General features: G+C 61.5%; 8 protein-coding genes. 4 read left to right on the top strand and 4 right to left on the bottom strand.

Translation table 11 applies throughout. The features are described from left to right. Positions 1-61 precede the first annotated feature (61 nt). Entirely contained in the window at positions 62-1,894 is a 1,833-nt protein-coding gene (locus tag NPS56_RS04060; RefSeq protein ID WP_274073575.1) for an ABC transporter ATP-binding protein, read from the top strand. A gap of 173 nt (positions 1,895-2,067) precedes the next feature. Then, entirely contained in the window at positions 2,068-2,766 is a 699-nt protein-coding gene (aqpZ, locus tag NPS56_RS04055) for an aquaporin Z (protein WP_274073574.1), read from the top strand. 18 nt (positions 2,767-2,784) lie between these two features. Here aqpZ and NPS56_RS04050 read toward each other — a convergent pair whose 3' ends face one another. Then, complete coding sequence (locus NPS56_RS04050) at positions 2,785-3,909, bottom strand: GNAT family N-acetyltransferase (protein ID WP_274073573.1); 1,125 nt, start codon at positions 3,907-3,909, stop codon at positions 2,785-2,787. Between the two features lie 282 nt (positions 3,910-4,191). Here NPS56_RS04050 and NPS56_RS04045 point away from each other — a divergent pair, with 282 nt between their 5' ends. Next, a complete protein-coding gene (locus NPS56_RS04045; RefSeq protein ID WP_274073572.1) occupies positions 4,192-5,511 on the top strand; it encodes a putative porin in 1,320 nt (439 codons plus the stop codon). Between the two features lie 236 nt (positions 5,512-5,747). Here the strand turns inward: NPS56_RS04045 and NPS56_RS04040 are convergent, their stop codons facing one another. The 3 genes from NPS56_RS04040 to aceK form a co-directional block, all read right to left on the bottom strand. Continuing rightward, complete coding sequence (locus NPS56_RS04040) at positions 5,748-6,869, bottom strand: beta-ketoacyl-ACP synthase III (RefSeq protein WP_274073571.1); 1,122 nt, start codon at positions 6,867-6,869, stop codon at positions 5,748-5,750. Positions 6,870-7,196: 327 nt separating this feature from the next. Next, complete coding sequence (gene hrpA, locus NPS56_RS04035; protein WP_274073570.1) at positions 7,197-11,093, bottom strand: ATP-dependent RNA helicase HrpA; 3,897 nt, start codon at positions 11,091-11,093, stop codon at positions 7,197-7,199. Positions 11,094-11,167: 74 nt separating this feature from the next. Continuing rightward, positions 11,168-12,877: a bifunctional isocitrate dehydrogenase kinase/phosphatase gene (gene aceK, locus NPS56_RS04030; protein ID WP_274073569.1), complete on the bottom strand. Its 1,710-nt coding sequence runs from the start codon at positions 12,875-12,877 to the stop codon at positions 11,168-11,170. Positions 12,878-13,034: 157 nt separating this feature from the next. Here aceK and NPS56_RS04025 point away from each other — a divergent pair, with 157 nt between their 5' ends. Then, a complete protein-coding gene (locus NPS56_RS04025) occupies positions 13,035-13,940 on the top strand; it encodes a DMT family transporter (protein ID WP_274073568.1) in 906 nt (301 codons plus the stop codon). The last annotated feature ends 108 nt before the right edge of the window (positions 13,941-14,048 follow it).

The following is a 14,048-nucleotide window of genomic DNA, read 5'->3' as shown; positions in this document are numbered from 1 at the left end:
CCGGTTTCTGCCGGCAACGCTCAAACCGTTGAAGGAGAGCCCGTTCGCGGGTGAATAACCGATGCTTTATCGCCGCTTTGAAAAACTGATCGACGTATTCCGCGACGCCCCGACAGCCGCCCCGCCAGATCGGGTCCTGCCGTTCTATACCTACTACCTCAAGCAAGTCTGGCCGAGTTTCGCCGCCCTGCTGATCGTCGGCCTGTTCGGCGCATTGATCGAAGTGGCGCTGTTCAGCTACCTGAGCCGCATCATCGACCTGGCTCAGGGCACGCCCAACGCGGATTTTTTCAAGGAACACGGCCTTGAACTGACCTGGATGGTGGTGGTGGCGCTGGTGTTGCGCCCGGTGTTCGTCGGCCTGCATGACCTGCTGGTGCACCAGACCCTCAGCCCCAGCATGACCAGCCTGATCCGCTGGCAGAACCACAGCTACGTGCTCAAGCAGAGCCTGAATTTTTTCCAGAACGACTTCGCCGGGCGCATCGCCCAACGCATCATGCAGACCGGCAACTCCCTGCGCGATTCAGCCGTGCAGGCGGTGGACGCGCTGTGGCATGTGCTGATCTACGCCATCAGCTCCCTGGTGCTGTTCGCCGAAGCCGACTGGCGCCTGATGATCCCGCTGCTGACCTGGATCATCGCCTTCATCAGCGCCCTTTATTACTTCGTGCCACGGGTCAAGGAACGTTCGGTGGTGTCCTCCGATGCGCGCTCCAAACTCATGGGGCGGATCGTCGACGGCTACACCAACATCACCACCCTGAAGCTGTTCGCCCACACCAATTTCGAGCAGCAGTACGCCCGCGAAGCGATCAAGGAGCAGACCGAAAAAGCCCAACTGGCCGGCCGTGTCGTCACCAGCATGGACGTGGTCATCACCAGCATGAACGGCCTGTTGATCGTCGGCACCACAGGCCTGGCCTTGTGGCTGTGGACGCAGTCGCTGATCAGCGTGGGCGCCATTGCCCTGGCCACCGGGCTGGTGATCCGCATCGTCAACATGTCCGGCTGGATCATGTGGGTGGTCACCGGCATCTTCGAAAACATCGGCATGGTCCAGGACGGCTTGCAAAGCATCTCGCAGCCAGTCAGCGTCACCGACCGTGACCAGGCCAAACCGCTGGCGGTGGCCCGTGGCGAAGTACGCTTCGACAACGTGGACTTCCACTACGGCAAGCGGAGCGGGATCATCGGCGGGCTCAACCTGACGATCAAACCCGGCGAGAAGATCGGCCTGATCGGTCCGTCCGGCGCGGGCAAATCGACCCTGGTCAATCTGCTGCTGCGTCTTTACGACGTCGAGGGCGGGCGCATCCTCATCGACGGCCAGAACATCGCCGACGTCAGCCAGGAAAGCCTGCGCGAACGCATCGGCATGATCACCCAGGACACGTCCCTGCTGCATCGTTCGATCCGCGACAACCTGCTTTACGGCAAACCCGACGCCACCGACGCCGAACTCTGGGAGGCGGTGCACAAGGCCCGGGCCGACGGTTTCATTCCCACCCTCTCGGACGCCGAAGGCCGCAGCGGTTTCGATGCCCATGTCGGGGAACGCGGGGTGAAGCTTTCCGGCGGCCAGCGCCAACGCATCGCCATCGCCCGCGTACTGCTCAAGGATGCGCCGATCCTGATCATGGACGAGGCCACGTCGGCCCTGGATTCAGAGGTCGAAGCGGCCATCCAGGAAAGCCTCGAAACCCTGATGCAGGGCAAGACCGTGATCGCCATCGCCCACCGGCTCTCGACCATCGCCCGGATGGACCGGCTGGTGGTGCTGGAAAACGGCAGGATCGCCGAAACCGGCAGCCACGCAGAATTGCTGGCCCATGGCGGTTTGTATGCGCGGTTGTGGCAACACCAGACTGGGGGTTTTGTCGGGATCGATTAGGCCCTGCACCCGCTAAAAAACCGCCACGCCCGCTACCCCGGGCGCTGGCGGTTTTTTTATGCCCACTGGAACTTTGGAAAAACAGTGCTGTACTCAGCCAAGGTTCTGGAGGTGGTTCTGCAGTCCATCTGCTGGATGCACAAGGCAGCAAAATCTCGAAAGGACACTCTCTCATGTCTCTGTTCAAACGTTCCGCTACAGAGTTGGTAGGTACCTTCTGGCTGGTGTTGGGTGGTTGCGGCAGTGCGGTGCTGGCCGCTGCTTTCCCGGACGTCGGCATCGGTTTGCTCGGGGTTTCCCTGGCGTTTGGCCTGACGGTGCTGACCATGGCATTCGCCATCGGCCACATTTCCGGTTGTCACCTCAACCCGGCGGTGTCGCTGGGGCTGGTGGTCGGCGGACGGTTTCCGGCCAGTGAACTGCCGGCCTACATCATCGCCCAGGTGCTTGGCGCGGTGATTGCCGCCGCCCTGCTGTACTTCATTGCCAGCGGCAAGCCCGGTTTCGAACTGGCGTCGGGCCTGGCGTCCAACGGCTTCGGTGAACACTCCCCTGGCGGCTACTCGATGGCGGCGGGATTTGTCTGTGAGCTGGTGATGACCGCCATGTTCATCCTGATCATCCTTGGCGCCACCGACAACCGCGCACCAGCGGGGCTCGCGCCGATCGCCATTGGCCTGGCACTGACCCTGATCCACCTGATCTCGATCCCGGTCACCAACACCTCGGTCAACCCGGCACGCAGCACCGGCCCGGCGCTGATCGTTGGTGGCTGGGCGATCCAGCAGTTGTGGATGTTCTGGGTCGCGCCGCTGCTCGGTGCGGTCGTCGGCGGCGTGCTGTATCGCTTTCTCGGCAAGGAAAGCAGCTGACCGGCAGCACCGCGAAGATCAGCCTTGCCGGTAAGGCAAGGCGGTCTTCGCCTCATCCGCGTAGGCCAATACCCCGACCCGTTCCTGCTGCAAAAAGTCCTTCACGGCTGCTTTCAAACCCGGATGGCGCAAGTAATGCCAGGAGTGCGTGATGACCGGCTCGAAACCGCGAATCAACTTGTGCTCACCCTGGGCTCCGGCGTCGAAACGCGCAAAGCCATTGGCGATCGCGTAGTCCATCCCCTGATAAAAGCACGTCTCGAAGTGCAGCCGATCGAACTCCGCCAGGCAGCCCCAGTAACGCCCGTAAAAACTGTCGCCGCCGATCAGGCTGAACGCCATCGCCACGGGACGGGCCCCTTGCCTGGCCAATACCACGCGAATGGATTGCGGCATGCGCTCAGCCAGCAGACTGAAAAACGCCCGCGTCAGGTAGGGTCTTTGCCGACGCACCGCGTAGGTATTGGCGTAGCAGGCGTAGACGAAATCCCACTGCGACTCGGTCAATTCCCGGCCTTCGAGCCATTCGAAATCGATCCCCTGCCCCGCCACTTGCTCGCGTTCCTTGCGCATCTGCTTGCGTTTGCGCGAACTCAGGACGTCGAGAAAGTCCTGAAAATCCCGATAACCACGGTTCTGCCAGTGATACTGACAGCCGATGCGCTGCAACCAGCCCGGTTGTTCGGCCAGTGCAGCGTCGGTGAACGGGTCGCTGAAGTTGATGTGGGCACTGGAGAGTTGTTCGATCTCCAGATAGCCCGGCAGACTCTTGAGTAATTCGAAACCGTCTTCGACCCGGGCCGCCAGCAAGCGCGGGCCGCTGACCGGGCTGAAAGGCACGGCCGTCAGCAGCTTGGGGTAGTAATCGATGCCCGCGCGTTCGCAGGCATCGGCCCAGGCGTGGTCGAACACGTACTCGCCATAGGAATGCCATTTGCGGTAGCTGGGCAATGCCGCGATCAGCCGATCCCCTTCCATGTGCAGCAAATGCTCGGGCTGCCAGCCGGAATGGGGCCCGACACTGCCGCTGTCTTCCAGCGCGCCGAGAAACCCGTGACGCAGGAATGGTTGATTCTCGGGTACCAGCGCGTCCCAGGTTTGCGGGTCGATTTCGGACAGACTTTGCAAGCGTTGCAACGGCATCACCATCCTCACTCTTCATGGCGTGAAAGCCTCGCGAGTATCGCCTATCGGTGTGCATTGCACACGGGCATTTCGACGACAGCGCTCTAGATCAAGGGTTCGCAACGACTGTACATCGTCACAGACATGCCATCACTCTGCCACTGCACTGTAATAAACCATCGCGATACTGGCGCCTGTTTTTAGAGCGCCGGGTTATATCCGGCCACTGTTTTCCGTCCACCCCATGGTCGGTTGTGCCCAGGATGGTCCAGCCATCCACTCTCATCTTCGGAGATTGATATGCGTCTTGCTTCCACGAAAACTGCGGCGGCCTTGTGTGGCGGCCTGTTGCTGGCCATGAGTGTTCCGGCCAGCGCCGCAGTCGACGCCAAACTGCTCGACATGCTCCGGGCTAACGGTTCGATTACCAACGCCCAGTACAGCGAATTGCAAGCCGAGTTGGCAAGGGATCAGAAGGACCAGCAAATCGCTCGTCAGGCCCAGCAAGAGACCAACGAGCAGATCGCGGCCACCGCGAAGAAAACCAATGAGCTGAGCACCTTCGACCAGAAACTGGCGTGGGCGGCCAAGACCCAATTCAAGGGCGACGTGCGTTTCCGTCAGGAAAACGTCCACAACGACGGCGTTTCCAACAACAAAGACCAGGACCGCCAGCGCATTCGTGCCCGCCTGGGTGCGTTCAGCGAAATCAACCCGCAAGTGGACACCGGCATCCGTATCGCCACCGGCAGCAGCGACGACGCTCGCTCCACCAACCAGGACCTGAACAACTACTTCGACAAGAAGCAGATCTGGCTGGACCTGGGCTATGTCGACTACCACCCCGACGCCATCAAGAACCTGCACGTGATCGGCGGCAAGATGCTGCAACCGTGGGTGAGCATGGGCGACATCATCTGGGACAGCGACATCAACCCTGAAGGCCTGGCCCTGACCTACAAGTACCCGCTGGGCAATACCGAACTGTTCGGCAGCGCCGGTCACTACACCCTCAAGGACAACGTCGATGGCGACGGCGTGCAGTTCAAGCACGACCTGCGTCTGTACGCTGGCCAGCTGGGTGCGCGTTTCGCCATTACCGACAACCTGAAATTGACCGTCGGCGGCAGCCTCTACAACTACGACAACGACGAAGACAGCACCTGCACCGCCACCACCTCGCCATGCGCTCTGGCCGTCAACGGTAACAGCCCGGGCGAAGAGTTCCGCCTGTGGGAAGGTTTCAGCCAGATCGACATCGGCGGCCTGCCAATGCCGCTGTCGCTGTACGGCCAGTACGTACACAACGCCGAAGCCAGCAACAATCAGGACACTGGCTGGCTGGCCGGGGTCAAGACCAAGCTCTACGGCTTCGGCCTGGACTACAACTACCGCGACATACAGCAGAACGCGGTGGTGGGTGCCTTCACCGACTCCGACTTCGCCAACGGCTTCACCGGTTCGCGCGGCAGCAAGCTGAAAGTCAGCTACGAGCTGGACAAGAACTTCACCCTGGGTGCGACGTACTTCATGGCGACTTCCGACTACACCAACGCCAGCGTCAACCTGAAAGACTCCGACATCAACACCCTGCAACTGGATGCCGAAGCGAAGTTCTGATGACCCCGCTACACGACTCCGGCATGGATGCCTGAGCCCCTTTTACAGCCTGGCGTTGATCTATCGGTCCCCATCATCCTCCGATATTTCAACGCTGGGCTGTTTCTATTGGCGCAAAAAAATCGCAGCCTACGGCAGCTCCTACAGGATCGGTTTCAACCGCGATATCGCGATTGAACATCGATCCATGTAGGAGCTGCCGCAGGCTGCGATCTTTTCGGCGACAGCGAAAAAAATCAGCGCTTGCGCAACAGCACGCTACCAATCGAATAACCCGCACCAAACGAGCTGAGCACCGCCAGCGAGCCGGCAGCCAGATCATCCTGGTGCTTGTGGAACGCAATCACCGAACCTGCCGAACTGGTGTTGGCATAGGTATCGAGAATCACCGGCGCCTCCTGCTCGGTGGCTTCACGTCCCAGCAGCTTCCTGACGATCAGGTGGTTCATGCTGAGGTTGGCCTGGTGCAGCCAGAAGCGTTTCACGTCATTGACGTTGAGTTGGTTCTCTTCCAGGTGCGCAGCGATCAGCTCGGCGACCATCGGGCAGACTTCCTTGAACACCTTGCGGCCTTCCTGCACGAACAGCTTGTCCTTGGCTCCGATGCCCTCTTCCGCGGCGCGGTTGAGGAAGCCAAAGTTGTTGCGGATGTTGTTGGAGAACTTGGTCAGCAACTTGGTGCTGACGATGTCGAACTGGTGGCTGGAGGTGGCCAGGTCAGCGCGCTCGATGATCACGGCGGTCGCGGCATCGCCGAAGATGAAGTGGCTGTCGCGGTCGCGGAAGTTCAGGTGACCGGTGCAGACTTCCGGGTTGACCATCAGGACCGCCCGGGCCTGGCCCAGCTGCACGCTATTGGCTGCGGCCTGGATGCCGAAGGTGGCCGAAGAGCACGCCACGTTCATGTCGAAACCGAAACCCTGGATGCCCAGCGCTTCCTGGACTTCGATGGCAATGGCCGGATAGGCGCGTTGCAGGTTGGAGCAGGCGACGATCACGCCGTCGATGTCCGCGGCGGTTTTGCCGGCGCGTTGCAAGGCTTGTTCGGCGGCGCCGATGGCCATCTGGCAGAGCACCGACCATTCGTCGTTGGAACGCTCCGGCAAGCGTGGCGCCATGCGTTGCGGGTCGAGAATGCCTTCCTTGTCCATGACAAAGCGGCTTTTGATGCCAGAGGCTTTTTCGATGAAGGCTGCGCTGGACTCGGTCAACGCCTCGACTTCACCACGGGCAATGGCCTGGGCGTTGTCAGCGTTGAATTGAGCGACATAAGCATTGAAAGACTGCACCAGCTCTTCGTTGGAGATGCTGTTGGCCGGGGTGTACAGGCCGGTGCCGCTGATGACGACGTTATGCATGGTCGTGTCTCTGATCTGTTCAGGCAGAAAGCATTGGTACAAACGTACCAATGCACAAAGGGTCTATTCCCATCCGTGGACGCAAACCTGGCATCGCTGTATTCCGGCCTGCCCGCGGCGGCGAAGGCTCAAAATCGCGGGGCCGGTGTTTATAGGCGCGAAGTTTGCCATAAACCTTGGATTTTGGCGCCTTTTTGCTGAATGTCGAATCCGCTTAAAGAACGACGCAAACCCTGTAGGAGCCCGGCTTGCCGGCGATGGCGTCTTCATGGGCGATGCAGGGCTCAAGGACGCTTTCGCTGGCAAGCCAGCTCCTACAAGGTCCGGTCAGGCTTCGACTTGACTCCACTGCTTGCTCAGGCGCTTGTCGGAGATCGGCACCTTGGTTCCCAACTGCTGGGCAAACAGCGAAACCCGGTATTCCTCCAGCCACCAGCGGTACAACTCCAGCTGCGGGTCGCGCTTACCTTCCTGGGCGTGTTTGTTGGCGCGGGTCTGGTATTGCGTCCAGAGGCCGGACAACTCGCCGCTCCAGACCCGATCCCGTTGCACTTGGGCGCCGATTTTTTCGAAACGCTGTTCGATGGCCTTGAGGTAGCGCGGCAGTTCCTTGAGCCACTGCATCGGCGTTTCCCGGACAAACCCCGGATACACCAGATGGCTGAGCTGCTGCTTGATGTCGTTCAGGGCCACGGCTTGCGCCAGGTCGATCTTGCCCTTGAAGCGTTTTTGCAGGCCGTGCCAGTGCTTGAGGATTTCCAGGGTCAGCCTGGCCACGCGTTCGGCATGTTCGGTCCAGGCCCCGCGCTTGCGTTCGGCCAACGCGGCCAATCCGGCGCCATCCCGTGGCAGCGGGTCTTCACCGTCGAGGATGCAGCTGTCGAGGCTGGCCAACAGAATGTCTTCCACCAACGCATCGACACGCCCCATGTCGCGATACAGCAGGCCCAGCTCGGTCAGGCCCGGCAACTTGCCACGCAGGAACTTCGCCGGCTCCGCCAGTTGCTGCATCAGCAGGCGCTGCAAGGCGCGGCGATGCTGGAACTCGGCTTCGGCCGGGGTCGAGAAACGTCCTTCCTTGACTGTCCCCGCCTCTTCCACCAGCGCCGGATAGACCGTCATCGACAGCCCGGCGATCTTCTGCTGGGTTTTCTCGGCCACGGCGGCAAACACTTTCGGTTCGACCGGCTGCTGGCTTTTCGCGGTTTGCGGCACGGCCAGGGCGGCCTGGCTGGCTTCGGCGAAACGCGCGGTCAGTTCGGCCAGGTCGCGCCCTTCGCCGAGGAACTTGCCCTGGGCGTCGACGATTTCCAGGTTCATCCGCAGATGGCTTTCGACCTGCTGCGCGGCCTCGCTCCAGGCTTCATCGCTGACCCGGGCGCCGGTCATGCGCAGCAACTCCCGACCCAGGGCCTGGGGTAATGAACCTTCAGCGAAGGTCATGCGCTGCAACGCGGCCTTGACGAAATCCGGCACCGGCACGAAATTCTTGCGCAGGGCCTTGGGCAGGTTGCGCACCAGGGCAATGCACTTGGCTTCGATCAGCCCCGGCACCAGCCATTCCAGGCGTTCCGGCGGCAGCATCGGCAACAGCGGTGCCGGTACCCGCAGGGTCACGCCGTCACGCGGGTGGTTCGGTTCGAAGTGGTAGCTCAGGGCCAATTCGAGGTCGCCGATGTGCAGCGTGTCCGGGTAATGCTGGGCGGTGACTTCACTGGCTTCGCGCGCCAGCACGTCCTCTTCGCGCATGATCAGCAGCTGCGGGTCTTTCTGGCTGTTGATCCGATACCAGCTGTCGAACGTCGCGGTCTGGTGGATCTCTGCCGGCAACCGCGCGTCGTAGAAGGCGTATAGGGTTTCTTCGTCGGCGAGAATGTCCCGGCGACGGGCCTTGGCTTCCAGTTCGTCGAGTTGTTCCAGCAGCTGCTTGTTGGCCGTCAGGCACTTGGCTTTCGACTGGATTTCGCCACGCACCAGCGCTTCGCGGATGAACAGTTCACGGGACACCACCGGATCGATCGGGCCGTAGTGCACCGGCCGGCGGCCGACCACGATCAGCCCGAACAGGGTGATCTGCTCGAAGGCCACGACCTGGCCACGCTTCTTCTCCCAATGGGGTTCGAAGTGGTTTTTCTTGATCAGGTGCCCGGCCAGCGGCTCGATCCAGTCGGCATCGATCTTGGCCACCATCCGCGCATACAGCTTGGTGGTTTCCACCAGTTCGGCAGTCATCAGCCACTGCGGGCGTTTCTTGCCGATACCCGACGACGGATGAATCCAGAAACGCCGCTGCCGCGCTCCGAGGTAATCGCCGTCTTCGGTTTTCTGGCCGATCTGGCTGAGCAAGCCCACCAGCACTGCCTTGTGCAGTTTCGGGTAATCCGCCGGCTCTTTGTTAAGGCTCAGCTGCATGTCGCGGCAGATGAGGCTCAACTGGCGATGGGAGTCGCGCCACTCACGCAGGCGCAGGTAATTCAGGAAATTCTTGCGACACCAGTTACGCAGCGGGCTGGCGGTCAGCGCCTGGCGCTGCTCTTCGAACCCACGCCACAGGTTGACCAGCCCGGCGAAGTCCGAGTCGGTATCTTTCCATTGCGCGTGGGCCTGGTCTGCGGCTTGCTGGCGCTCCGGCGGACGCTCGCGCGGGTCCTGGATCGACATGGCGCTGGCGACGATCAGCACTTCCTGCAGGCTGCCGAGCTTGGCCGCTTCGAGCAGCATGCGGCCCATGCGCGGGTCCACCGGCAGTCGCGCCAGTTGCCGACCGAGCGGGGTCAACTGACTGTTGCGGTCCACCGCCGAGAGTTCTTGCAGCAGGTTGTAGCCGTCGCTGATCGCCTTGCCATCGGGCGGCTCGATGAACGGGAATGCGCTGACCTCGCCAAGGCGCAGGTGCAGCATCTGCAAGATAACGGCGGCGAGGTTGGTGCGCAGGATTTCCGGATCGGTGAATTCCGGGCGTCCGAGGAAATCTTCTTCGCTGTACAGGCGCACGCAGATGCCCGGCTCGACCCGTCCGCAGCGGCCTTTACGCTGGTTGGCGCTGGCCTGGGAAATGGCTTCGATGGGCAGGCGCTGGACCTTGGCGCGGTAGCTGTAGCGACTGATGCGCGCGGTGCCGCTGTCGATCACGTAACGGATGCCCGGCACGGTCAGCGAGGTTTCCGCGACGTTGGTCGCCAGCACCACGCGACGGCCCGGGTGCGACTGGAAAATCCGCTGCTGCTCGGCCGGCGACAGGCGCGCGTACAACGGCAGGATCTCGGTGTGCTTGAGCTGGGCCTTGCGCAGCATGTCGGCGGCATCGCGAATCTCGCGCTCGCCGGGCAGGAACACCAGCACGTCACCAGGGCTGCGGCGTTCGCTGCGCTCGTAGGCGGCAATTTCGTCGAGGGTGGCGAGAATCGCCTGATCCACCGTCAGGTCGTCCTCGACCCGGTTGCCCTCCTCATCCTGTTCCAGGGTCAGCGGGCGATACCAGGTGTCCACCGGGAAGGTACGGCCGGAGACTTCGACAATGGGCGCATCGTCGAAATGCTTGGAGAAACGCTCCAGGTCGATGGTTGCCGAAGTGATGATGACTTTCAGGTCCGGACGACGGGGCAGCAGGGTTTTCAGGTAACCGAGCAGGAAGTCGATATTGAGGCTGCGTTCGTGGGCTTCGTCGACGATGATGGTGTCGTAGCGTTCCAGATAGCGGTCGTTCTGGGTTTCCGCCAGCAGGATGCCGTCGGTCATCAGTTTTATCAGGGTGTTGGAATCGCTCTGATCCTCGAAGCGCACCTGATAGCCGACCAGCGCGCCCAACGGCGTGCCGAGTTCTTCGGCCACCCGGGCCGCCACGCTACGTGCGGCGATTCGCCGTGGTTGGGTGTGGCCGATCAGGCCATGTTGCCCGCGGCCGATTTCCAGGCAGATCTTCGGCAACTGGGTGGTTTTACCCGAACCGGTTTCGCCGGCGATGATCAGCACCTGGTGCTTTTCCAGCGCTTTCTTGATTTCGTCGCGCTTGGCGGCGATCGGCAGGCTGTCGTCGTAACGAATCACCGGCAGGCTGGCGCGCCGGGCCAGCACCTGGTCACAGGACGCCTGCATCCGCGCCACCCATTGGGCCAGCTTGGCTTCGTCGGGTTTCTTGCGCAGCTCAAGCAACTGCCGCCGCAGCCGGTGGCGGTCGGCAAGCATGGCGTGATCGAGGTTTTTCAGCAGTTTGTCGATGGTCATAAAAGCAGCCGCAAGCGATAAGCCAAAAGCGACAAGGTTAACAGAGAAGCAGCTTCAAGCTTAAAGCTTGCGGCTTATTGCTGCTTCCTCCGATACGGAAACACATCGATCACCTTCCCCGCCCGAATCGCCTCCTGCAGGCTTTTCCAGTAGTCAGCGTTGTACAACTCGCCATGCAACTGATCGAACAACTTGCGCTGCCCCGAATCGGCAAACAAAAACGGCGGGAATTCCTCGGGGAACACATCCAGCGGCCCGATCGAATACCACGGCTCGGACGCCATTTCATCTTCCGGCGTGCGCGGTTGCGGGATGTGGCGGAAGTTGGCCTCGGTCAGGAAGCAGATCTCGTCATAGTCGTAGAACACCACGCGACCGTGGCGGGTAACGCCGAAGTTCTTCAGCAGCATGTCACCGGGAAAGATGTTCGCCGCCGCCAGTTGCTTGATCGCCAGGCCGTAATCCTCCAGGGCCTCGCGCACCTGCGCGTCGTTGGCGTTTTCCAGGTACAGGTTCAGCGGCGTCATGCGCCGTTCGGTCCAGCAGTGGCGGATCAGCACCGTGTCGCCTTCCACCGACACCGTGGACGGCGCGACGTCCAGCAGTTCTTCCAGGCACGCCGGGTCGAACTTGCTCAGCGGGAAGCGGAAATCGGCGAACTCCTGGGTGTCGGCCATGCGCCCGACGCGGTCGACGCTTTTTACCAGCCGGTACTTCTCGATCACAGTCGCGCGGTCGACGTTTTTTGACGGGGAGAAGCGGTCCTTGATGATTTTGAACACGGTGTTGAACCCCGGCAGGGTGAACACGCTCATGACCATGCCGCGCACGCCGGGGGCCATGATGAACTGGTCGTCGGTGTTGGCCAGGTGGTTGATCAACGCCCGATAAAACTCGGACTTGCCATGCTTGTAGAAACCGATCGAAGTGTACAGCTCGGCGATGTGCTTGCCCGGCAGGATGCGCTTGAGGAAACCGATGAACTCTGCCGGCACCGGCACATCGACCATGAAATAGGAACGGGTGAACGAGAAGATGATCGACACGTCCGCTTCGTCGGTGATCAGCGCGTCGATCTGGATACCGCGCCCCTCCAGGTGCAGCAGCGGGATCGCCAGCGGCCATTGTTCATCGGCGGTGTAGATGCGCCCCACCAGGTAGGCGCCCTTGTTGCGGTAGAGCACCGAGGAAAACAGTTCGACGCCAAGCTCCGGGTCCTTGCACACCCAGTCCGGCAGGTTCTCGCGCAGTTGCGCTTCAAGGCGGCGCAGATCGCCGGGCAGGTCGGCGTATTCCTCGCTGAAGCGATAGTCGGCAAAGATGCTCGCCAGCATCCCCGCCAACTGACCCTGGGGTTTGTAGGTGCGGGTTTGCGCGGCGCGGGCCCGGCGCAGGCTCGGCCGCGTGGTGTGGATGAACATGCAGCCGTCGCTGATCAGGTCATGGCTGAACAGCCCGCAGAAAATCGAGTTGTACCAGGTCTCGGACAATTCATCGTCGAAGCGCAGGTCGATCAGACTGATGTAGGCGCTCTTGACCAGCGGCCAGCAACTGACGTCCAGGGTGTCACTGTCGAACGCGATGCGCAGCCGTTCCACGGTTTCGCTGACTTTTTCTTCGTAGAGATTGATCCGCGCGGCCGACGCGACCTGCGTCTCCTGCCACTGGGCCTGCTCGAAGCGGGCCCGCGCACCGTCGGTGATCTGCCGGAAATGCTCGCGGTAATCGTCAAAGCCATCGAGGATCATTCGGGCGATATCGGCGGCTGGCCATTGCTGCGGCATGGTGAGACCTCTGCGGGAATTCGTGAGCCCTGAGCTTAGCCAGTGAAGCGGGTGCAGGAGAAGCGTAATTTTGCGCCCGGGTTATTTGCCGGTTTTTCGGTTGCCATCGATCAGCCGCTCGGCAACACTCTCGTCCCCATAAAGGAAGGAGAGCAGCGTGAACCCCGTCGATATTGTCCGTTTACTGTCACTGGCGGCCATCTGGGGTGCGAGCTTTCTGTTCATGCGCATCATCGCCCCGGTGATTGGTACCATCCCCACGGCCTTTTTCCGCGTGTCGATTGCCGCTACCGGCCTGTTGCTGATCCTCGGGCTGATGCGCATCAGCTGGGATTTCAAAGGCAAACTCAAGACTGTGATGCTGCTCGGGGTGATCAACTCGGGGATTCCGGCCACCCTGTACTCCGTGGCCGCCCAGGTGCTGCCGGCTGGGTACTCGGCCATTTTCAACGCCACCACACCGCTGATGGGCGTGTTGATCGGCGGCTTGTTCTTCCATGAGCGACTCACCGGCGCCAAGCTCGGCGGGGTATTTCTCGGCTTGTTCGGCGTTGGCGTGCTGACGCGCGCGGGCCCGGTGGCATTCGATATGCAATTGCTGATGGGCGCCCTCGCCTGCCTGCTCGCCACCACCTGTTATGGCTTTGCCGGTTTTCTAGCACGCCGCTGGCTGGATCAGGCCGGTGGGCTCGACAGCCGTTTGTCTGCGCTGGGCAGCATGCTCGGGGCGACGTTGTTCCTGCTGCCGCTGTTCGGCTACAGCGTGATCAGCCAGCCGCCGGCGAGCTGGGGTGGCTGGGATGTCTGGTTGTCGTTGCTGGGATTGGGGCTGGTGTGTACTGCGCTGGCGTACATCGTTTACTTCCGCTTGCTCAGCTCGGTCGGGCCCGTGAGGTCGATGACCACGACCTTCCTGATCCCGCCATTCGGGGTGTTGTGGGGCGCACTGTTGCTGGGTGAGCCGTTGTCGATGGCGCATGTGTATGGCGGGGTGTTGATTGCGGCGGCGTTGTGGCTGGTGTTGAAGCCTGCGGTGAAGGCAATTGAGGTGGGAGCCAGGTAATTTGTGGTGAGCTTGATGACGCCTTCGCTGGCAAGCCAGCTCCTACAGGTTTCGAGCACGCCGCAAAACCTGTAGGAGCTGGCTTGCCAGCGATAGCGGTCATCCAGA

The organism is Pseudomonas putida, from assembly GCF_028682635.1.
Lineage (GTDB): Bacteria > Pseudomonadota > Gammaproteobacteria > Pseudomonadales > Pseudomonadaceae > Aquipseudomonas > Aquipseudomonas putida_AE.
This window is presented reverse-complemented; position numbering and strand designations above follow the sequence as displayed.

What these genes read in the sequence shown, in the direction of transcription:
- NPS56_RS04060 (WP_274073575.1), top strand. Translation starts at nt 62, where the DNA reads ATGCTTTATCGCCGCTTTGAAAAACTGATCGACGTATTCCGCGACGCC.
- NPS56_RS04040 (WP_274073571.1), bottom strand. Translation starts at nt 6,869, where the DNA reads ATGCATAACGTCGTCATCAGCGGCACCGGCCTGTACACCCCGGCCAAC.
- NPS56_RS04050 (WP_274073573.1), bottom strand. Translation starts at nt 3,909, where the DNA reads ATGCCGTTGCAACGCTTGCAAAGTCTGTCCGAAATCGACCCGCAAACC.
- hrpA (WP_274073570.1), bottom strand. Translation starts at nt 11,093, where the DNA reads ATGACCATCGACAAACTGCTGAAAAACCTCGATCACGCCATGCTTGCC.
- aceK (WP_274073569.1), bottom strand. Translation starts at nt 12,877, where the DNA reads ATGCCGCAGCAATGGCCAGCCGCCGATATCGCCCGAATGATCCTCGAT.
- NPS56_RS04045 (WP_274073572.1), top strand. Translation starts at nt 4,192, where the DNA reads ATGCGTCTTGCTTCCACGAAAACTGCGGCGGCCTTGTGTGGCGGCCTG.
- aqpZ (WP_274073574.1), top strand. Translation starts at nt 2,068, where the DNA reads ATGTCTCTGTTCAAACGTTCCGCTACAGAGTTGGTAGGTACCTTCTGG.